The organism is Pantoea sp. Cy-640 (assembly GCF_011752635.1).
GTDB lineage: Bacteria > Pseudomonadota > Gammaproteobacteria > Enterobacterales > Enterobacteriaceae > Pantoea > Pantoea dispersa.
Map to the genome: position 1 here is coordinate 132,379 of NZ_VWXB01000008.1, position 20,473 is coordinate 152,851.

General features: G+C 57.9%; 22 protein-coding genes. 12 read left to right on the forward strand and 10 right to left on the reverse strand.

Annotated features, from left to right (window positions below; genetic code table 11):
- Window positions 1–78: 78 nt before the first annotated feature.
- The 3 genes from mtlD (at window position 79) to rraA (ending at window position 2,487) form a co-directional block, all read left to right on the forward strand.
- Window positions 79–1,227: a mannitol-1-phosphate 5-dehydrogenase gene (mtlD, locus tag F3J36_RS18645; RefSeq protein WP_166720235.1), complete on the forward strand. Its 1,149-nt coding sequence runs from the start codon at window positions 79–81 to the stop codon at window positions 1,225–1,227.
- Between the two features lie 60 nt (window positions 1,228–1,287).
- Window positions 1,288–1,836: a mannitol operon repressor MtlR gene (gene mtlR / locus F3J36_RS18650; RefSeq protein WP_193717991.1), complete on the forward strand. Its 549-nt coding sequence runs from the start codon at window positions 1,288–1,290 to the stop codon at window positions 1,834–1,836.
- Window positions 1,837–2,001: 165 nt separating this feature from the next.
- The gene (rraA, locus tag F3J36_RS18655; protein WP_021507037.1) at window positions 2,002–2,487 is read left to right on the forward strand and encodes a ribonuclease E activity regulator RraA; all 486 of its coding nucleotides are present in this window, start codon (window positions 2,002–2,004) and stop codon (window positions 2,485–2,487) included.
- Window positions 2,488–2,538: 51 nt separating this feature from the next.
- On the opposite strand, the gene zapB is transcribed toward rraA, so the two are convergent.
- The gene (gene zapB / locus F3J36_RS18660) at window positions 2,539–2,778 is read right to left on the reverse strand and encodes a cell division protein ZapB (RefSeq protein WP_021507038.1); all 240 of its coding nucleotides are present in this window, start codon (window positions 2,776–2,778) and stop codon (window positions 2,539–2,541) included.
- Window positions 2,779–3,194: 416 nt separating this feature from the next.
- Here zapB and F3J36_RS18665 point away from each other — a divergent pair, with 416 nt between their 5' ends.
- From F3J36_RS18665 to glpX, 3 genes are all read left to right on the forward strand, one after another.
- Entirely contained in the window at window positions 3,195–4,043 is an 849-nt protein-coding gene (locus tag F3J36_RS18665) for an MIP/aquaporin family protein (protein ID WP_166720236.1), read from the forward strand.
- A 29-nt stretch (window positions 4,044–4,072) separates the two neighbouring features.
- Window positions 4,073–5,584: a glycerol kinase GlpK gene (gene glpK, locus F3J36_RS18670; protein WP_021507040.1), complete on the forward strand. Its 1,512-nt coding sequence runs from the start codon at window positions 4,073–4,075 to the stop codon at window positions 5,582–5,584.
- A gap of 95 nt (window positions 5,585–5,679) precedes the next feature.
- Window positions 5,680–6,690 carry a class II fructose-bisphosphatase gene (gene glpX / locus F3J36_RS18675; protein ID WP_021507041.1) on the forward strand — a complete coding sequence of 337 codons (1,011 nt, stop codon included), beginning with the start codon at window positions 5,680–5,682 and terminating at the stop codon, window positions 6,688–6,690.
- Here glpX and emrD read toward each other — a convergent pair.
- Window positions 6,680–7,873, reverse strand: coding sequence for a multidrug efflux MFS transporter EmrD (emrD, locus tag F3J36_RS18680; RefSeq protein WP_275044624.1), 1,194 nt, complete (start codon window positions 7,871–7,873; stop codon window positions 6,680–6,682). The two genes, glpX and emrD, sit on opposite strands and share 11 nt — an antisense overlap.
- A gap of 291 nt (window positions 7,874–8,164) precedes the next feature.
- Between emrD and fpr the strand changes: the two genes are divergently transcribed.
- The 3 genes from fpr (at window position 8,165) to tpiA (ending at window position 10,496) form a co-directional block, all read left to right on the forward strand.
- Window positions 8,165–8,911, forward strand: coding sequence for a ferredoxin--NADP(+) reductase (gene fpr / locus F3J36_RS18685; RefSeq protein WP_088516550.1), 747 nt, complete (start codon window positions 8,165–8,167; stop codon window positions 8,909–8,911).
- 105 nt (window positions 8,912–9,016) lie between these two features.
- Window positions 9,017–9,607 (forward strand): YiiQ family protein, encoded by a 591-nt coding sequence (locus F3J36_RS18690; protein WP_166720237.1) that lies wholly within the window; start codon window positions 9,017–9,019, stop codon window positions 9,605–9,607.
- Window positions 9,608–9,728: 121 nt separating this feature from the next.
- Window positions 9,729–10,496 carry a triose-phosphate isomerase gene (gene tpiA / locus F3J36_RS18695; RefSeq protein WP_031279624.1) on the forward strand — a complete coding sequence of 256 codons (768 nt, stop codon included), beginning with the start codon at window positions 9,729–9,731 and terminating at the stop codon, window positions 10,494–10,496.
- Between the two features lie 68 nt (window positions 10,497–10,564).
- Here tpiA and F3J36_RS18700 read toward each other — a convergent pair whose 3' ends face one another.
- The 5 genes from F3J36_RS18700 to cpxP form a co-directional block, all read right to left on the reverse strand.
- On the reverse strand, window positions 10,565–11,320 hold the full coding sequence (locus tag F3J36_RS18700; protein ID WP_166720238.1) for a CDP-diacylglycerol diphosphatase: 756 nt from the start codon (window positions 11,318–11,320) through the stop codon (window positions 10,565–10,567).
- Between the two features lie 127 nt (window positions 11,321–11,447).
- Window positions 11,448–12,437: a sulfate ABC transporter substrate-binding protein gene (locus F3J36_RS18705; protein ID WP_021507046.1), complete on the reverse strand. Its 990-nt coding sequence runs from the start codon at window positions 12,435–12,437 to the stop codon at window positions 11,448–11,450.
- A 147-nt stretch (window positions 12,438–12,584) separates the two neighbouring features.
- Window positions 12,585–13,547 (reverse strand): 6-phosphofructokinase, encoded by a 963-nt coding sequence (gene pfkA, locus F3J36_RS18710; RefSeq protein WP_021507047.1) that lies wholly within the window; start codon window positions 13,545–13,547, stop codon window positions 12,585–12,587.
- 207 nt (window positions 13,548–13,754) lie between these two features.
- Complete coding sequence (fieF, locus tag F3J36_RS18715; protein WP_058775485.1) at window positions 13,755–14,657, reverse strand: CDF family cation-efflux transporter FieF; 903 nt, start codon at window positions 14,655–14,657, stop codon at window positions 13,755–13,757.
- 194 nt (window positions 14,658–14,851) lie between these two features.
- On the reverse strand, window positions 14,852–15,364 hold the full coding sequence (cpxP, locus tag F3J36_RS18720) for a cell-envelope stress modulator CpxP (RefSeq protein ID WP_021507049.1): 513 nt from the start codon (window positions 15,362–15,364) through the stop codon (window positions 14,852–14,854).
- 150 nt (window positions 15,365–15,514) lie between these two features.
- Between cpxP and cpxR the strand changes: the two genes are divergently transcribed.
- Genes cpxR through trmL form a run of 3 tightly spaced genes read left to right on the forward strand, consistent with a single transcriptional unit; the run spans window position 15,515 to window position 18,095 of the window.
- Window positions 15,515–16,213 carry an envelope stress response regulator transcription factor CpxR gene (gene cpxR / locus F3J36_RS18725; protein WP_007885339.1) on the forward strand — a complete coding sequence of 233 codons (699 nt, stop codon included), beginning with the start codon at window positions 15,515–15,517 and terminating at the stop codon, window positions 16,211–16,213.
- On the forward strand, window positions 16,210–17,586 hold the full coding sequence (gene cpxA, locus F3J36_RS18730; RefSeq protein ID WP_031279625.1) for an envelope stress sensor histidine kinase CpxA: 1,377 nt from the start codon (window positions 16,210–16,212) through the stop codon (window positions 17,584–17,586). Before cpxR ends, cpxA begins: the two co-directional genes overlap by 4 nt.
- A gap of 35 nt (window positions 17,587–17,621) precedes the next feature.
- Window positions 17,622–18,095, forward strand: a complete 474-nt coding sequence (gene trmL / locus F3J36_RS18735; protein WP_021507051.1) for a tRNA (uridine(34)/cytosine(34)/5-carboxymethylaminomethyluridine(34)-2'-O)-methyltransferase TrmL — start codon at window positions 17,622–17,624, stop codon at window positions 18,093–18,095.
- Here the strand turns inward: trmL and cysE are convergent.
- The 3 genes from cysE to secB all read right to left on the reverse strand — a co-directional run bounded on the left by cysE (window position 18,092) and on the right by secB (window position 20,459).
- Window positions 18,092–18,907: a serine O-acetyltransferase gene (cysE, locus tag F3J36_RS18740; RefSeq protein ID WP_021507052.1), complete on the reverse strand. Its 816-nt coding sequence runs from the start codon at window positions 18,905–18,907 to the stop codon at window positions 18,092–18,094. The genes trmL and cysE overlap by 4 nt on opposite strands.
- A 68-nt stretch (window positions 18,908–18,975) precedes the next feature.
- Window positions 18,976–19,995 carry an NAD(P)H-dependent glycerol-3-phosphate dehydrogenase gene (gene gpsA / locus F3J36_RS18745; protein ID WP_166720239.1) on the reverse strand — a complete coding sequence of 340 codons (1,020 nt, stop codon included), beginning with the start codon at window positions 19,993–19,995 and terminating at the stop codon, window positions 18,976–18,978.
- The gene (gene secB, locus F3J36_RS18750) at window positions 19,995–20,459 is read right to left on the reverse strand and encodes a protein-export chaperone SecB (RefSeq protein WP_021507054.1); all 465 of its coding nucleotides are present in this window, start codon (window positions 20,457–20,459) and stop codon (window positions 19,995–19,997) included. Before secB ends, gpsA begins: the two co-directional genes overlap by 1 nt.
- Window positions 20,460–20,473: the final 14 nt, after the last annotated feature.

Sequence of the window (20,473 nt, forward strand, 5' to 3'; positions counted from 1 at the left end):
CCCTGGGGCGGGCAAGCCCGTCCCCACTTTCCGGGGCGGACATGCCCGCCCTTTCGTCATTTGATATGGGTCAAATTTATGAAAGCGTTACATTTTGGAGCAGGTAACATCGGCCGTGGATTTATCGGTAAGCTGCTGGCGGATGCCGGTATCGAACTGGTGTTTGCTGATGTGAATCAGGTGGTGCTTGATGCCCTTAACGCCCGTCATGAGTATCCGGTTCACGTAGTGGGCGAGCAGGCGCAGGTTGAAATCGTTACCGGCGTCAGCGCGGTGAACAGCACCAGCGACGACATCGTCACGCTGATTGCTGAGGTTGATATCGTTACCACGGCGGTTGGTCCGCAGATCCTTGAGCGCATCGCGGGCAGCGTGGCGCAGGGTCTGGCCAAACGCAGTGACAACGGTAATGTCCGTCCGCTGAATATCATCGCCTGTGAAAACATGGTGCGCGGCACCAGCCAGCTGAAGCAGCACGTACTGAAGGCGCTGCCGCAGCAGTATCATGCGTTGGTTGAAGAGCACGTGGGCTTTGTTGATTCGGCAGTTGACCGCATCGTGCCGCCATCTGAAGCCGGCAGCACCGATCCGCTGGAAGTTACGGTAGAAACCTTCAGCGAGTGGATTGTCGACAAAACGCAGTTTAAAGGCGCGCTGCCGGACATTCCTGGCATGGAGCTGACCGATAACCTGATGGCGTTCGTCGAGCGCAAGCTGTTTACCCTCAACACCGGTCACGCCATTACCGCTTATCTCGGTAAGCTGGCCGGTCACGCCACCATTCGCGAAGCCATTCTTGACCAGAAAGTACGTGCCGTGGTGCAGGGCGCGATGCAGGAGAGCGGCGCGGTGCTGATCAAGCGTTATGGTTTCGATGGGGAGAAACATGCCGCGTATATCCAGAAAATCCTCACGCGTTTCGAAAACCCGTACCTGAAAGATGACGTCGAGCGCGTGGGCCGTCAGCCGCTGCGTAAGCTGAGCGCCGGCGATCGCCTGATCAAGCCGACGCTGGGCACGCTGGAGTATCAGCTGCCGCACGCCAGCCTGGTGCAGGGTATTGCTGCCGCGATGCACTATCGCAGCGAAGCCGATCCGCAGGCGCAGGAGCTGGCGTCACTGATCGCGCAGAAAGGCCCACAGGCGGCGCTGGCGGAGATTTCTGGCCTTGATGCCAATAGCGAAGTGGTGAGCTCAGTGGTGAGCGCTTACCACGCTATGGCATAATGCGCGCCCTTTAGTGGTCAATTCGGGCACGGCAGCCGCGTGCCCGTCGACGGTAGCTGAATGATGCAGGCAATAATGGAAGAGAAGCAGGCTTTTGAAAACCGGGTGCTTGAGCGGCTGAACGCCGGTCGTTCGGTGAGAAGCTTCCTGATCGCCGCTGTCGAACTGCTGGCGGAAGCAGTCAATCTGCTGGTGCTGCAGGTCTTTCGCAAAGACGACTACGCGGTGAAATATGCGGTGGAACCGCTGCTGCTGGGTGACGGCCCGCTGGGCGAGCTGTCGGTGCGCCTGAAGCTCATCTACGGCCTGGGGGTGATCAATCGCCACGAATACGAAGACTGCGAGCTGCTGCTGGCGCTGCGTGAGGAGCTGAATCACGACACCAGCGACTACCGCTTTACCGACGATGAAATACTCGGCCCGTTCGGCGAACTGCACTGCGTGCTGGCCTGGCCGCCACAACCCGATTTCACCCGCGACGACGCCGCGCTGCGCGCCATGCAGCAGCAGCGCTACCTGCAGATGGTGCGATCCACCATGGTGCTGTCGCTGACCGAGCTGATTTCCCGTATCTCGCACAAGCAGGCCTTCAAGAAGCCCGCCGTGTAACGCTTCCCCTGCGGCGCTGTCGCCACGCGCCGCTGTTCTCTCCGCCGCAGACAAAATATTACGCAGGATATTGATGCAGCGCTTTTTTTGGCGGTTGATGATTTTGCCAACAATCGTCAGATAGCGATATACTTACCGCTCCTGTGGCAAACAGACGACATCCCTATGAAATACGATACATCTGAACTCTGCGACATCTACCATGAAGAAGTGAACGTTGTTGAACCGCTTTTTTCGAACTTTGGTGGGCGCACCTCATTCGGTGGTCAAATTACCACAGTGAAATGTTTCGAAGACAACGGCCTGCTGTATGACCTGCTCGAAGAGAACGGTCGCGGTCGCGTGCTGCTGGTCGATGGCGGCGGCTCAGTGCGGCGCGCGCTGGTTGACGCACAGTTAGCAAGACTGGCGGCGCAAAACGAGTGGGAAGGCATCGTGGTGTACGGCTCGGTTCGCCAGGTCGATGAGCTGGAAGAGCTGGAGATCGGCATTCAGGCGATTGCGGCCATTCCGGCTGGCGCCGCAGGCGAAGGCATCGGCGAGAGCGACGTGCGGGTTAACTTCGGCGGCGTCACCTTCTTCTCCGGCGATCATCTCTACGCCGACAACACCGGCATGATCCTGTCTGAAGACGCACTCGACATCGAGTAAGCGACAAACAAAAACGGGTGCCGCAGCACCCGTTGGTTTAAGCGCTGAGGCTTAAACTTCTTCCATTTTTCCCAGCAGTGCACGCAGGCGCTCCTGCCATACATGCTGCTCTTCTTTCAGGTGCTGATTTTCACGCGCCAGCGCTTCGTGATTGCCGGATGCCTGGCTCATTTCATTTTTCAGGTTATTGTTCTGCTCTTTCAGCTCTTCAATTTCCATCTGCAGCAGGGTGATGGTATCAATCGCCTGCTGTACTTTCGCTTCCAGTTTCTCGAATACTTCAAATGACATCTTTCTGACCTCTCCTAAATCGTGCAAGGCGTTGATAGACCGGGCGTGCCTTAAAATAGTGCGTCCAGCCACGATGTCCCGATTGTATGTAGCCACACCCGGCAAGTCCAGCAGCACAAGGCCTGCGAGGGAAGTCTGTAACACTTTTCAGTTTATACCTGGAAAACGCGCAACTTCGCGCATTTTGCGCGCGGTCACACGCGCAGGGTGCAGCGCAGCGGGGGTTTTTGGCCCTAAACACAGGCAAAAGACGCGAAAACGCGCATTTTTATGACACGGCACACAAAATTCGATTTCGCTATTTCTCGTTTATGCTCGTTAACGATAAATTCACATCAACCCTACATTAGAGCTGGGCGACTCAAGGATTGAGAACAAAAACTGATAAAATTTAACCTCGCTTCAGGAATTCCATTATGAGTCAGACAACGAACACACTCAAAGGTCAGTGCATCGCCGAGTTTCTCGGTACCGGTTTGATCATCTTTTTTGGTGCCGGCTGTGTGGCGGCGCTGAAGCTGGCCGGTGCCGCATTCGGCCAGTGGGAAATTTGTATCATCTGGGGTCTTGCTGTCTCCATGGCGGTTTATCTGAGCGCAGGCGTATCCGGCGCTCACCTCAATCCGGCAATCACGGTTGCCCTGTGCCTGTTCGCCAACTTCGAAGGCCGCAAAGTTTTACCTTATATTGTGTCGCAAATCGCTGGCGCGTTTTGTGCGGCGGCGCTGGTCTACGGTCTTTACTACAATCTGTTCTTTGATTACGAAGCCAGCCACCAGATGGTACGCGGCAGCGTGCAGAGCCTCGATCTGGCCGGTATCTTCTCCACCTATCCGAACCCGCACATCACCGTGGCGCAGGCGTTCCTGGTGGAAATGGTAATTACCGCCGTGCTGATGGCGGTGATCATGGCGCTGACCGACGACGGCAACGGCGTACCGCGTGGCCCACTGGCGCCGCTGCTGATTGGTCTGCTGGTGGCGGTGATTGGCGGTTCCATGGGTCCGCTGACCGGCTTCGCCCTGAACCCGGCGCGTGACTTCGGTCCGAAGCTGTTCGCCTTCTTCGCGGGCTGGGGTAACGTGGCGTTCACCGGTGGTAAAGATATTCCTTACTTCCTGGTGCCAATTTTTGGCCCGCTGGTCGGTGCCTGCCTCGGAGCCTTCGGTTACCGTGCGCTGATTGGCCGTCACCTGCCGGGCAACCTTGCAGAAACCAGTAAAACAGAAAAACCGGTCGCGCGCGCTGAGCAGCGTAAAGCGTAAGTTTCATCGTTAATCATCAGGAAACCATAATGACTACGACTGATAAAAAATATATTGTCGCGCTCGATCAGGGCACAACCAGCTCACGTGCCGTGGTGCTCGATCATGACGCCAACATCGTCGCCGTCTCACAGCGCGAATTCACCCAGATCTACCCGAAAGCCGGCTGGGTTGAACACGATCCGATGGACATCTGGGCCTCACAGAGCTCCACGCTGGTGGAAGTGCTGGCACACGCTGATATCCGTTCTGACCAGATCGCCGCCATCGGTATCACCAACCAGCGTGAAACCGCGATTGTCTGGGACAAAGAGACCGGCAAACCGATTTACAACGCCATCGTCTGGCAGGATCCGCGTACCGCCGACTACTGTAACAAGCTGAAGAAAGAGGGTCTGGAAGAGTACATCCAGCACACCACCGGTCTGGTGATTAACCCGTACTTCTCCGGCACCAAGGTGAAATGGATTCTCGACCACGTGGAAGGCGCACGCGAGCGGGCGAAACGCGGCGAACTGCTGTTCGGCACCGTCGACACCTGGCTGGTGTGGAAAATGACCCAGGGCCGCGTGCACATCACCGATCACACCAACGCATCGCGTACCATGATGTACAACATCCACAAGCTGGAGTGGGATGCGCGCATGCTGGAGATTCTGGATATTCCGCGTGAAATGCTGCCGGAAGTGAAAGGATCGTCCGAAATCTACGGCCAGACCAACATTGGTGGTAAGGGCGGTACGCGTATTCCTATCGCCGGTATCGCCGGTGACCAACAGGCTGCGCTGTATGGCCAGCTGTGTGTACAGCCTGGTATGGCGAAAAACACCTACGGCACCGGCTGCTTTATGCTGATGAACACCGGTACCGAAGCGGTTACTTCTACTCACGGTCTGCTGACCACCATCGCCTGCGGTCCACGCGGCGAGGTGAACTACGCGCTGGAAGGTGCCGTGTTCATCGGTGGTGCGTCAATTCAGTGGCTGCGCGATGAGATGAAGCTGATCAGCGATGCGGGCGACTCCGAATACTTCGCAATGAAAGTCAAAGACACCAACGGCGTGTACATGGTGCCGGCCTTCACCGGTCTCGGCGCACCGTACTGGGACCCGTATGCGCGCGGCGCAATCTTCGGCCTGACCCGTGGTGCCAACGCCAACCACATCATTCGCGCCACGCTGGAGTCCATTGCTTACCAGACGCGTGATGTGCTGGAAGCGATGCAGAACGATGCCGATACCCGCCTGCAGTCGCTGCGCGTGGATGGCGGTGCGGTGGCCAACAACTTCCTGATGCAGTTCCAGTCCGATATTCTCGGCACGCGCGTGGAGCGTCCGGAAGTGCGTGAAGTGACCGCGCTGGGTGCGGCTTACCTCGCCGGTCTGGCGGTCGGCTTCTGGAACGATCTGGAAGAAGTTCGTGCCAAAGCCGTGGTGGAACGCGAGTTCCGTCCAAGCATTGAAACCACCGAACGCAACGTACGCTATGCCGGCTGGAAAAAAGCCGTGGCGCGCGCCCAGGCGTGGGAAGAAGAAGAGTAACACTGTGCTGACCCGCGGCGCCCTGCCGCGGGTTTTTCCCGTCCCCCTGCCCCGCTGTGCTACACTGCCCGCCTGTTTTTTGTCAGGTGCAGACCATGAAACGAGAACTCGCGATTGAATTTTCCCGTGTGACCGAAGCCGCTGCGTTAGCGGGCTATCACTGGTTAGGACGCGGCGACAAGAATGCCGCCGACGGCGCCGCCGTCAACGCCATGCGCATTATGCTCAACACCATCAACATCGACGGCCAGATCGTGATTGGCGAAGGCGAAATCGACGAAGCACCGATGCTCTACATTGGTGAAAAAGTCGGTACCGGCCACGGCGATGCGGTGGACATTGCAGTTGATCCTATCGAAGGCACGCGTATGACTGCGATGGGCCAGGCCAACGCGCTGGCGGTGCTGGCGGTGGGCGATAAAGGCAGCTTCCTGCACGCACCTGATATGTATATGGAAAAGCTGATTGTCGGTCCGGGCGCGCGCGGCGCTATCGATCTCAACCTGCCGCTCGCCACCAATCTGCAGGCGATTGCGCAGGCGCTCAATAAACCGCTCAGCCAGCTGACGGTGTCGATTCTCGCCAAACCGCGTCACGATGCGGTCATCGCGCAGCTGCAGCAGCTGGGCGTGCGCGTGTTTGCTTTTCCGGACGGCGACGTGGCGGCCTCGATTCTCACCTGTATGCCGGACAGCGAAGTGGACGTGCTGTATGGCATCGGCGGTGCGCCAGAAGGCGTGGTGTCGGCGGCGGTGATCCGCGCCATGGATGGCGACATGCAGGCGCGCCTGCTGGCTCGTCATCAGGTCAAAGGAGATTCGGCCGAAAACCGCCGTCTGGGTGAGCAGGAGCTGGCGCGCTGTGCCGAAATGGGCATCAACGCCGGGGAAGTGCTGACGCTGCAACAGATGGCGCGTAACGATAACGTGATTTTCGCGGCGACCGGCATCACCACGGGCGATCTGCTAAAGGGCATCACGCGCCAGGGCAATATCGCCACCAGCGAAACGCTGCTGGTGCGCGGTAAATCGCGCACCATTCGCCGCATTCAGTCGATCCACTATCTGGACCGCAAAGACGCGGCGCTGCACCCTTTTATCCTGTAACCGTCTGTTTGCCGCTCTCCGGATGACGCGAGAGCGGCCACCAGCACAGCAGCATCACCAGCGACGTCACAAACATCAGCATACCGAGGCTCGACTGATCGTGCTGCGGCAGCAGCGCTGAGAGCCACGCCACCACACCGGAACCCAGATTCTGCAGGCCTCCGATCAGCGCACCGGCGCTGCCGGCCAGCCACGCGTAGGGCTCCATCGCGCCAGAAGTTGCCAGCGGAAACAGCATGCCCGCGCCGAAGAAGAACAGCGCGGCCGGTACCAGCAGCGTCCAGATAGTCATCACGCCAAACCACGCCGGCAGCCACATCAGCAGGCCCGCCAGCAGGCAGCTGTTCACGCCATACCACATCAGCGTATGCCAGGATTTCTGCTCGCGGCCGGCAAACCAGGCACCAAAAAAGGCCGCCGGAATCGGCAGGATAAACAAAATACTCACCGTCAGCCCGTCCAGCCCCAGCACGCCCGCCATCAGTACGCCGCAGCTGGCCTCAAATACCGCAATGCCCGCCAGCGCGCCGATCAGCAGTAGCAGATAACGCACAAAGTTGCCGTCGCTGAGCAGCGTGATGTAGCGGCGCAGAAACGGTGTCGCGGGCGCATCCACCGGACGGGTCTCCGGTAGCCAGCGTGCCATTGCCGCCGTTACGCCAACACACAGCAGCAGCAGGAAAGCAAAGCAGGCGTGCCAGCCAAACAGATGGGTCAGCAGCGCACCGATTACCGGCGCCAGCAGCGGGCTGACCAGAATGCCCATGTTGAGCAGGCTGTTGGCCTGGCGCAGCGCAATGCCGGAGTAAAGATCGCGCGGCATGGTGCGCGCCATCACGCCAGCCACGCCGGTACCCAGTCCCTGTACCGCACTGCCCAGTACCAGCACACTCAGCGACGGCGCAAACAGGGCGATCAGCGCGCCCGCCGCGAAAATCGTCATGCCCGCGAGGATCACCGGACGCCGGCCAATGCTGTCCGACAGCGGGCCGTAGATCAGCTGCGATCCGCCGTAGGTCATCAGATAGGCCGCCATCACCTGCTGCATGGCGCCGCTGCGCACGTTAAGCGCCTCTGCCATGTTCGCCATGGCGGGCACATAGATGGTCTGCGCCATCTGTCCCACCGCCACCAGCACAATCAGCATGAACAGCAGGAAGCGGTTTTGCGTATTACTCATCATCATGGAACAAAATGTCTGCCTGAGAAACAAAGTAATGACAGCACTAAACAGGGCTGCCGGAGAGTTAGGGCGGCAAAAATATCAGGAATTGCGCACAAAGCGAGAGGCGGGCGTAAAGCGATAGCTCAGGCACCGTCAAGCTTCTGTACCAGGCTGTAACGTGGTCGCTACAGTTGCTGATGTGTGCGGACGATTTGTCGCAGAGAGCCCTTTGCCCGCTGCGGGGCTGGAAATCTGGTGCCGGGCTGACGAAGATAGAAAGAGACCAATTATCAATCATCAGGAGCGAACATGGCAGAGTGGGTCAATGCAGAAGTAAAAGAAGTGAAAAACTGGACCGATGCACTGTTCAGCCTGCGCGTCACTGCGCCCATCGACCCTTTTACCGCCGGCCAGTTTGCCAAGCTGGCGCTGGAAGTCGACGGCGAGCGCGTGCAGCGCGCCTACTCCTACGTCAACGCGCCGCAGGATCCGCTGCTGGAGTTCTATCTGGTAACGGTGCCGGAAGGGAAGCTCAGCCCGCGTTTGCAGGCGCTGCAGCCTGGCGATCAGGTGATGGTGACCAAAGAGGCGGCCGGTTTCTTTGTACTGGATGAGATCCCCGACTGCCAGACGCTGTGGATGCTGGCGACCGGCACGGCGATCGGCCCGTATCTGTCGATTTTGCAACAGGGCGAAGGGCTGGAACGCTTCGACAACATTGTGCTGGTACACGCTGCGCGCTATGCCGCCGACCTGAGTTTTCTGCCGCTGATGCAGCAGCTACAGCAGCGTTATCAGGGCAAGCTGCACATTCAGACGGTGGTCAGCCGCGAGCAGATGCCCGGTTCACTGCATGGCCGCGTACCGCAGCTGATCGAGAGCGGAGAACTGGAAAACGCCGTGGGCCTGCCGATGCACGCCGACACCAGCCACGTGATGCTGTGTGGTAACCCGCAGATGGTGCGCGATACCCAGCAATTGCTGAAAGAGACCCGTGATATGCGTAAGCATTTCAAACGTAAACCCGGCCACATGACCAGCGAGCATTACTGGTAATCGCGCCGGCAGCAAAATGTCAGATTTTTCCCGGCGCGGGTTTTGACTTTCAGCGGTAAAAACCGTTCTAATCGTGGGCTAAGTGAATGATTTAGGGCCGAAGCAATGAAGAATCTGCCAGTCGCGCTGCTGCTCAGCGTCGCACTGACATTTCCCGCCTGGGCGGAGGACGCGCCCGCGCAGGATCGCAACGATCACCTGCCTGCGGCGCCGTATCTGCTGGCGGGTGCGCCCACCTTTGATATGACCATCGCGCAGTTCCGCGAAAAGTACAACGCCGCCAATCCTGACCTGCCGCTGCAGGAGTATCGCGCCATCGATAACCGCGATGACAAGAGCCACCTGACACGTGCCGCCAGCAAAATCAGCGAAACGCTGTATGCCTCTACCGCGCTGGAACAGGGCACCGGCAAGATTAAAACGCTGCAGATTACCTGGCTGCCGGTGCCGGGCCCGGATATGAAAGCGGCACAGACACGCGCCATGGATTACATGACTGCGCTACTGCGCTTTTTTGTGCCCGGTTTGTCAGCGGAAGAGGGACACAAGAAGCTCGACGGCCTGCTCAGCGCCGGCAAGGGCACACGCTATTTTTCCCGCACCGAAGGTGCGCTGCGCTTTGTGGTCGCAGACAACGGCGACAAGGGACTGACCTTCGCCGTTGAGCCCATTAAACTGGCGCTCGCTAGCCCCTGATCTCCCCGGCAAAAATGACGAAAAGCAAAGCCAGCGCCCCATTTGATCTCTATACTGTCTGGCAGACATCGCTGCCCCGATGGCAGCGCTATTTCATGAATCGCGTTATGCGGAGGAAAGAATGCGACATCCACTGGTTATGGGTAACTGGAAACTGAATGGCAGCAAGCACATGGCGGGCGAGCTGATTGAAGGCCTGCGCAAAGAGCTGTCAGGTGTGGAAGGCTGCGGTGTGGCGATTGCTCCGCCGGCGATCTATCTGGATCAGGCCAAACACGCCATTTCCGGCAGCCACATTGCGCTGGGTGCGCAGAACGTGGACGTGAACCTGTCTGGCGCTTTCACCGGTGAAACCTCTGCCGAGATGCTGAAAGACATCGGTGCGAAATACATCATCATCGGCCACTCTGAGCGCCGCACCTACCATAAAGAGAGCGACGAGTTCATCGCGAAGAAATTCGCCGTGCTGAAGGCCGCTGGCCTGGTACCAGTACTGTGCATCGGTGAGACCGAAGCTGAGAACGAAGCCGGCAAAACTGAAGAAGTGTGCGCACGTCAGATCGACGCCGTGCTGGAAACCCAGGGCGCAGCGGCCTTCGAAGGCGCGGTTATCGCCTATGAGCCAGTCTGGGCCATCGGTACCGGTAAATCAGCGACCCCAGCGCAGGCGCAGGCAGTACACAAATTCATTCGCGACCACATCGCGAAGAAAGATGCCGCTATCGCTGAGCAGGTAATCATTCAGTACGGCGGTTCGGTTAACGACAAAAACGCCGCAGAACTGTTCACCCAGCCGGACATTGACGGCGCGCTGGTGGGCGGTGCATCGCTGAAGGCCGACGCTTTCGCGGTGATCGTCAAAGCCGCTGCAGCAGCGAAAAACGCGTAAGTTTCTCACGCAGAGAAAGGCGGCTGATGAGCCGCCTTTTTTATTGCCTTAATCGGTCGCGGTGCCACTCACTCCAGCAAACGGCACTGGTGATCCTGCAGTTCTTCCGCCGAACCGCGATTCAGCTTCAGCCAGTTGCGCTCCAGCGCCAGCAGCGCCAGGCGTCCATCCGGCAGCTGGGCCAGCGCCAGCCCGTATTTGCCCATCTCACCGCGCGCATGCGGCACCTCCTCAGCCAGCCGGATAAACACGCTCTGCTGCGCCAGTTCGGCGGTGCTCAGTGTGCGAATCAGCCAGGTATGCCGCAGCAGCGTCGCCGTCTGCCACTGCGCATTCAGCTTCGGTGCCAGCGTATCCAGCTGCTGACGCACGTCCGGTCGCAGGCAGGAGATATGAATGTGCAGCTGATTCTGCGTACGACCATACTGCGCGTTGATGGCCAGCGACAGCACACGGTCGTCGACAGGCGCACCGCGCTTCTGCGCCAGCAGGCGGCGCTGCTGCCAGGCGGCAGCAAACAGGTTCGGCGTAGTGGGTTCGAGAAGGGTTGGGCTCTCCATGCCGGTGATTTTTGCTATCGGCATCAGCAGATATTGCAGCGGGCCATTCAGATCTTTGAGCGTAACGTAACCCTGCGCCAGATTGACCTGCTGACAGGGGTCAGGATTACCGCGTTGCGTCATGTCCGGTACGCACTTTTCGCTGACAATCTGCCACAGCGCGTCGGCGTTTTTATGCAAATGCAGCGCACCGGCGATCAGCCCGGCAATCAGAAGGATGAACGCGATAATCAGCAACGTGAGACTACGGCGGCGCGCCTGCATGGCCAGATCCTCTGTGATGAGCTGTCAGCATCCTCACCTGTCGCCAGCGGAAAGTCACGGTTTTTTCCGCGCCGTAAAGCAAAACGGCCAGCGCAGGGCTGACCGTTTCGTCATGATGAAAACGCGGTTACGGTTTCATGACCTGATCGTAGCTGCCGCCGTCGGCAAAGTGTGCTTTCTGCGCTTTGCTCCAGCCGCCAAACTTGTCATCGATGGTGAACAGCTTAACCGGCGCGAAGCTGCTGGCAAACTTCTTCGCCACCTCAGGATCGCGCGGGCGATAGAAGTTTTGCGCCGCGATGGTCTGGCCTTCCGGTGAGTAGAGATATTTCAGGTACTCTTCCGCCACCTTACGCGTGCCCTGCTCATCCACCACTTTATCGACCACGGAGACCGTCGGTTCGGCGAGGATCGATTCGCTCGGCGTAACGATTTCAAACTTGTCTTTGCCCAGCTTATCAACGGCCAGATAGGCTTCGTTTTCCCATGCAATCAGCACATCACCGATACCGCGCTCAACGAAGGTATTGGTCGCGCCACGTGCACCGGAATCCTGCACTTCAACGTTTTTGAACAGCGCCCGGACGTAAGCCAGCGCTTTGGCCTGGTCACCGTGGTTCTGGTCCAGCGCCCAGCCCCAGGCCGCCAGATAGTTCCAGCGTGCGCCGCCGGAAGTTTTCGGGTTTGGCGTGATCACGGAAACGCCTGGCTTAATCAGATCCGGCCAGTCATGAATGCCTTTAGGATTGCCTTTGCGCACCAGGAACACGATGGTGGAAGTATAAGGTGCCGAGTTGTCCGGCAGACGCTTGATCCAGTTTTTATCAATACGACCACGGTCAGCAATAGCATCCACGTCGGACTGCAGCGCCAGCGTCACCACATCTGCGCGGATGCCATTGATCACGGACGTCGCCTGCTTACCCGAACCGCCGTGCGACTGGCGGATCACCACGTTATCGCCGGTTTCCTGCTTGTAGTGCGCGCTAAACGCTTTGTTGTACTGCTCGTACAGCTCACGGGTTGGATCGTAAGAGACGTTTAACAGCTGAATATCCTTTGCCAGAACACTGGTTGAAGCCAGTAACAGGGTGACACCAATACTCCACTTGTTCATTGCTTGCTCTCCCGAGGTCGTTATAGAACAAGACTGACACAAAGCAATCCATGGATTAAAGAATTAAAAATAAGCTGTTATAACTATGGAGAATATAGCAAGGCATAAAAAAGGGCGCGAAAGCGATCGCGCCCGATTTATCGTTGATTAGTAGAGTTTTTTCGCGGTATCCAGCCAGTCGCGCTTGAACGGACGCTTCATGTTTTCGATAGCGTCGATGATGTCATGATGCACCATCTTCTCGTTCTGAATACCCACGCAGCGACCGCCGTAGCCCTGCAGCAGCAGCTCAATTGAATAAGCGCCCATGCGTGATGCCAGAATGCGGTCGTAAGCGCATGGCGCACCGCCGCGCTGGATGTGGCCGAGCACGGTGGCACGGGTTTCACGCTTGGTTTCCGCTTCAATAAAGTGCGCCAGATCGTCGATGTCACAGATGTGTTCGGTGATCGCCACGATGGCGTGTTTTTTACCTTTCGCAATGCCAGCCTGGATTTCTGCCACCAGCTCTTCGCGCGTGTAAGGGATTTCAGGCAGCACGATGAACTCACAGCCACCGGCGATGGCCGCCGCTAAGGTAAGGTCACCGCAGTAGCGGCCCATCACTTCTACGATGGAGATACGCTGATGCGAAGAAGAGGTATCGCGCAGACGGTCAATCGCTTCAACTACGGTTTCCAGCGCGGTGAAATAACCGATGGTGTAATCGGTACCGGCGACGTCGTTATCGATGGTGCCCGGCAGGCCAATGCACGGGAAGCCCATCTCAGTCAGGCGTTTAGCACCCATGTAAGAACCGTCACCGCCGATCACCACCAGCGCATCAATGCCGCGCTTTTTCATATTTTCGATCGCGACCTGACGCACTTCTTCGTTGCGGAACTCCGGGAAACGCGCCGAGCCGAGGAAGGTGCCGCCGCGGTTAATCATGTCCGACACGCTGTAGCGGTCGAGGTTGATCATGCGGTCTTCGTACAAACCCAGATAGCCGTCATAAATACCAAAAACTTCAAGGCCTTCACTCAGCGCGGAACGGACAACTCCGCGAATGGCTGCGTTCATGCCTGGGGCGTCGCCGCCGCTGGTCAGTACTCCGATTTTTTTGATCATGACAACCTCTGGATTGTTCAAAACTAAGGATTATTCCTGCCTGTCGACCGGTGTGGACCAGCTCGCGATCGCACGGCTTAATAGTTGCAGATAGTATATCAAAGGCTTGATGCTGAATTGATTCAGGTCAGACAAGTTTTCGCTAATTTTTTACAGAGTTGTTAGCGTTACGTCATTTTTTTCACGCAATCCTATGTTTTATAACGGCTAAAACTGAAAAAAACCCTGCTGATTTTGCGGCACGACAGAACAGGGGTCCTGATGAATGATCACATCTGAGCCGGGAAATTTTTGCCGTAATGCCTGCTCAATTTGATCCGCCACCTGATGCGCCTGCACCAGCGGGAGATGATCGTCCATCTCCAGATGAAGCTGAATAAACCGCGTCGGGCCAGACTGCCGCGTACGTAACGCATGGGCACCGCGTACGCCGGGCCAGTGGCTTACCAGCGCGATAATCGCCTGTTTTTCCTGCTCCGGCAGCGCACGATCGAGCAGCGACTGCACCGCTTCATAGCCCATGCGCAGCGCGTTATAGAGGATATATACGCCGATGCCGAGCGCAAACAGCGCATCCGCACGCTTAAAACCATAACTGCTTAAGCCCAGCGCCACCAGAATCGCGCCGTTCATCACCACATCCGACTGATAATGCAGCATGTCCGCGCGTATCGCCTGGCTGCGGGTACGCCGCACCACCCAGCGCTGAAAAGCGACCAGCACCAGCGTGGAGCTGAGGGCGATCAGCGTCACGACTACGCCCACCAGCGGCGCGCGCAGCGTTTCCGGTGTGGCCAGATGCTGCAGCCCGGTAAGAAACAGAAACAGCGCCGATCCGGAGATAAACATGCTTTGCGCCAGTGCCGCCAGCGATTCCGCTTTACCGTGACCAAAGGTGTGATCGTCATCGGCAGGCTGCAGTGAATAGCGCACCACCAGCAGATTGGTCAGTGATGCGGCGATATCGACCAGAGAATCCACCAGCGCCGCCAGCACGCTGACCGAACCGGTGTACCACCAGGCGAAAATTTTCACGATCAGCAACAGCGTTGCCAGCGTGGTCGCCGCCAGCGCCGCGCGGTTTACCAGTTTTGCGTAGGAAGGTTCCATGCCTTGCCTCGTCAGGCGCTGCAGCACGCCATGCAGTGGAAAATGGCTCAAGTTTATCACCGTCCCGTGCAGACTGCGTGACAGGATAGCGAAACGGATGCAATTTGCCCGCGAATTCAGGGCAAAAAAAACCCCGCCATCATGGCGGGGAAGACAGGGATGGTGTCTATGGCAAGGAAAACAGGGATACTATGTTACTGGTTACTGCTGGTACTACTCACTGCTTGCAGCGGTGATGATGGCTGCAATCCGGAGAGCCGACGCGCTTCGTTCAGACGCCGCTCAAAATTCTTCTGCAATGTCGCTTGCTGTGCAGGCGTTAGCAGGTGATACATCTGATTACGAACCCGGGCCATCTCGATTTGCAGTTCTACCTGCTCGCGGGCCTGTTTCTCTGCCTGCTGGCGGATAGCCGATTCGTTAAATTTGTCTGCAATGACAAGGTCATGCATAGTTTCTATGTCCTGAACGCTTAACACCGGGCGTTCATGACGCGCTTGCTGCATCAGGTCGCGCATCTGTTGCCGCTGTTGTTCAGTCAGCTCAATGCCATCGAACATGTGGCTTTGCGGATTTTGCGTCATACTGCCTGTCGTCAATCCGCCGTTATGATGCATCTCGTCAATCGTCGTCGTGTCTGCTGCTTCTGCGCTGGCGTGACTGAGAACCATCGCTGAGGCAAAGACGACGGCGGTTAAGTAGCGCATCGTTTACTCCCGGTTCGTTCCGTTTTGCGATTCAACGAGAGCTAGTGTACGGCGACAGCTGCAAACATCCGTCAGGGGGTGTAAAACTACGTAAAGCGTTGGATTGCCACTATAGGAACACGGTATTTTGCCTGCGGAGGGCAACAAAAAATGAATAAAATCCTGTTGGTTGATGACGACCGCGAATTGACTTCGCTGCTTAAAGAACTGCTTGAAATGGAAGGTTTTGAGGTGATTGTCGCCAGCGATGGCGAGCAGGCGCTCAATCTGCTGGACAACACCGTCGACCTGCTTTTGCTCGATGTCATGATGCCGAAGAAGAACGGTATCGACACGTTAAAAGAGCTACGCCAGCAACATCAAACCCCTGTCATCATGCTGACCGCCCGCGGTAGCGAGCTGGACCGCGTTCTGGGCCTGGAACTGGGCGCGGATGACTATCTGCCAAAGCCATTCAACGATCGCGAACTGGTGGCGCGTATCCGTGCGATTCTGCGCCGTTCCAACTGGAGCGAACAGCAGCAACAGCACGATAACAGCTCACCGACGCTGGAAGTGGATTGCCTGCGCCTGAATCCGGGCCGTCAGGAAGCCAGCTTCGACAGTGAAACGCTGGATCTCACCGGCACCGAGTTCACCCTGCTCTACTTACTGGCGCAGCATCTTGGCCAGGTGGTGTCACGCGAGCATCTCAGCCAGGAAGTGCTGGGCAAGCGCCTGACGCCGTTTGACCGCGCCATTGATATGCACATCTCCAACCTGCGTCGTAAGCTGCCGGAACGTCGTGATGGTCATCCGTGGTTCAAAACTCTGCGCGGACGCGGCTATCTGATGGTTTCGGCATCATGATTGGAAGTTTGACCACCCGCATCTTCGCCATCTTCTGGCTCACCCTGGCGCTGGTGTTGATGCTGGTACTGATGGTGCCCAAACTCGATTCGCGCCAGATGACCTCGCTGATGGAGAGCGAACAGCGCCAGGGCACCATGATTGAGCAACACGTTGAGGCGGAGCTGTCACAGGATCCGCCCAACGACCTGATGTGGTGGCGCCGGCTGTTTCGCGCCATCGACAAATGGGCACCGCCCGGTCAGCGCCTGCTGCTGGTGACCAGCGAAGGACGGGTGATCGGTGCGCAGCACAATGAAATGCAGGTGATCCGCAACTTTATCGGCCAGTCCGATAATGCCGATCATCCGCAGAAGAAAAAGTATGGCCGCGTCGAGATGGTCGGCCCCTTCGCGGTGCGCGACGGCGAAGACAATTACCAGCTGTATCTGATCCGTCCCGCCACCAGTTCCCAGCTCGATTTCGTCAACCTGCTGTTTGACCGTCCTCTGCTGCTGCTCATCGTTACCATGTTAATCAGCTCACCGCTGCTGCTGTGGCTGGCGTGGAGCCTGGCGCGTCCGGCACGCAAACTAAAACATGCCGCGGATGAAGTGGCGAGCGGAAATTTGCGTCAGCATCCGGAACTGGAATCGGGCCCGCAGGAATTTCTCGCTGCCGGCTCCAGTTTCAACCAGATGGTGAGCGCGCTCGAACGCATGATGACGGCACAGCAGCGTCTGCTGTCGGATATCAGCCATGAATTACGCACGCCACTGACGCGCCTGCAGCTGGCGACGGCGCTACTGCGCCGGCGTCATGGCGAAGGCAAAGAGCTGGAGCGTATTGAGACCGAAGCGCAGCGTCTGGACGGCATGATCAACGACTTACTGGTACTGTCGCGCACCCAGCACAAGAACGCGCTGGTGAGCGAAGCGATGAAGGCCAACCAGCTGTGGAACGGCGTGCTGGAAGATGCCAAATTCGAAGCGGAGCAGATGGGTAAAACCATGGACGTGCCGTATCCGCCCGGTCCGTGGCCGCTGTACGGTAACCCGCATGCGCTGGAAAGCGCGCTGGAGAACATTGTGCGTAACGCGCTGCGCTATTCGCACACGCACATCAGCGTTAGCTTTGCGGTGGATATTCAGGGCATCACCGTGCACGTCGACGACGACGGTCCCGGCGTCAGCCCGGAAGATCGCGAGCAGATTTTCCGTCCGTTCTACCGCACCGATGAAGCGCGTGACCGTGAATCCGGCGGCACCGGGCTCGGGCTGGCGATTGTCGAAACCGCCGTGCAACAGCACCGCGGCTGGGTGAAAGCCGATGACAGCCCGTTAGGCGGTCTGCGCCTGACGCTGTGGCTGCCGCTGTACTCCGCCCGGCAATAATTTGCTATGCTGCGGCCCTCGTTTCCGGGGGCCTTATGCTAAACATTGTCTTATTTGAACCTGAAATCCCGCCAAATACCGGCAACATCATCCGCCTGTGCGCCAATACCGGCTTTCAGCTGCACCTGATTGAGCCGTTAGGCTTCGCCTGGGATGATAAACGCCTGCGCCGCGCCGGACTGGATTACCATGAATATACCGCGCTGAAAAAGCACGCCAGCTACGCCGCTTTTCTGGCGGCGGAAGCGCCACAGCGCTTATTCGCGCTGACCACCAAAGGCACACCGGCGCACAGCGCCGTCAGCTATCAGCCGGGCGACTATCTGCTGTTTGGCCCGGAGAGCCGTGGCTTACCGCCAGAAATTCTTAATGCGTTGCCGGCAGAACAGAAGATCCGCATTCCGATGCGCGCGGAGAGCCGCAGCATGAACCTGTCGAATGCGGTTTCAGTGGTAGTGTATGAGGCGTGGCGCCAGCTGGATTATGCGGGCGCGCTGATCAAAGGCTAGATGCCGTCGCCGTACTCAAACCCGGCGCCGGTGAAGTGCTGATCCATATCCATCGACGGTTTGTCGCTGGCTGGTTTGCCGACAATGCGCGCCGGCACGCCGGCCGCCGTGGTATGGGGCGGCACCGGTTGCAAGACCACCGAACCGGCACCGATTTTGGCACCGCGCCCGACTTCAATATTGCCAAGGATTTTGGCCCCTGCGCCAATCATCACCCCTTCACGGATCTTCGGATGGCGATCGCCGCTGGTTTTACCGGTACCGCCCAGCGTGACCGACTGCAGAATGGAGACGTCATTTTCCACCACAGCCGTTTCACCAATCACGATACCAGTGGCGTGATCCAGCATGATGCCGCGCCCGATGCGCGCCGCCGGGTGAATATCCACGGCGAATGAGACCGAGATTTCGTTTTGCAGATACACCGCCAGCGCGCGCCGTCCCTCTTTCCACAGCCAGTGACCAATACGGTACGCCTGCAGCGCGTGGAAGCCCTTCAGATAGAGTAATGGCGTGGAATATTTGTCGACCGCCGGATCGCGCTGACGCACCGCCTGAATATCGTACGCGGCCGAGACAATCATCTCAGGATCCTGGCGATAGGCTTCTTCAACAATTTCGCGGATGGCGATAGCGGGCATGATCGGGTTAGCGAGCTTGTTAGCCAGCATGTAGCTGAGCGCGCTGCCGAGATTTTCGTGCTTGAGCAAGGTCGCATGGTAAAAACTGGCCAGCATCGGTTCACAATCGGCCAGCGCTCTGGCTTCGGCTTTGATATGGTTCCAGACCAGTTCTAACTCTTCAGACGACATTGCTGTTTGCTCCCGATAAAAAAGCGCCCGATTAGGCGCTACAGGTGATAATGCTTAAGCGTCCTGCTTTAGCTTTGGCTGTTCTCGTCCTTCCTTGTACGACCAAGCAGGCTCAATGCTGCCTCTCGCGCCGATTTTTCGCAATATAATACCTGATAAATTTGCTCGGTTATTGGCATTTCCACGCCCACACGCGCAGCTAATGCTTTGACTTCTTTGGTATTTCTGTAGCCTTCTACAACTTGTCCGATAATGCGTTGCGCCTCATCCACGCTTTCGCCCTGCCCCAGCATCATGCCGAAACGGCGGTTGCGCGACTGATTATCGGTACAGGTCAGCACCAGATCGCCAAGACCCGCCATGCCCATAAAGGTCGTCGGATCGGCACCCAGCGCAGCACCAAGACGGCTCATCTCCGCCAGACCGCGGGTGATGAGTGCCGTACGCGCGTTGGCGCCAAAGCCAATGCCGTCGGAGATCCCGGCACCAATCGCAATGACGTTTTTCACTGCGCCGCCCAGCTGCACGCCGATTAAGTCCGGATTGTTGTAAACGCGGAAGCTTTTGCCGCAGTGCAGCTTTTGCTGCAGATCGTCGGCAAACTGCGCATCAGTGGCCGCCAGCGCAATCGCCGTCGGCAAACCAGCCGCCAGCTCTTTGGCAAAGGTCGGGCCGGAAATCACCGCCAGCGGAATGCTGTCGCCGAGGATTTCGCGCGCCACATCCTGCAGCAGTCGTCCGGTCTCTTTTTCCAGTCCTTTGGTCGCCCAGACAATGCGTGAGTCGGCACGCAGCAGCGGTTTAAGCTGCATCAGCACATCGCCGAACACATGGCTTGGCACCACCACCAGCAGATCGCGGCTGGCGCTGACGACGCGGGCCAGATCGGCTTCAGGAACGAGATTATCGGGGAAAGGAACATCGGGCAGGAAAGCGGTATTGCATCGGTCAGCCTGCAGCTGCGCCACGTTTTGCGGATTGTGGCCCCACAGCAGCACCGGATGGCCATTACGGGCCAGCGTAATGGCCAGTGCGGTGCCGTACGAGCCGGCACCGATGACGCTAATCGAAGCGTTGAGTGTAGTCATCAGGCATCCTGACGTGGCGCTTCGCCTTCACCCTGCTGCTGCAGATAATTCATGAACAGCGCATCAAAGTTGACCGGCGCCAGATTGAGCTGAGGGAAGGTACCGCGTGACACCAGGCTGGTGACACATTCACGCGCATACGGGAACAGAATGTTCGGGCAGTAAGCGCCGAGGCAATGTGCCATCTGCGTGCCTTCGATACCGCTGATGGTGAAGATACCGGCCTGCTGTACTTCGCACAGGAACGCGGTGTCTTCGCCCACGGTGGCGGTGACAGTAACGCGCAGCACGACTTCATACACTTCATCCGCCAGCTGAGAAGAGGCGGTGTCCAGATCCAGCTTCACTTCCGGTTCCCACTCTTTCTGGAAAACCTGAGGTGCGTTTGGCGCTTCAAATGAGACGTCTTTGGTGTAAACGCGTTGAATCTGGAACTGCATTTCGTTGCTGCTATGCTCTGACATGTTACTGAATCCTT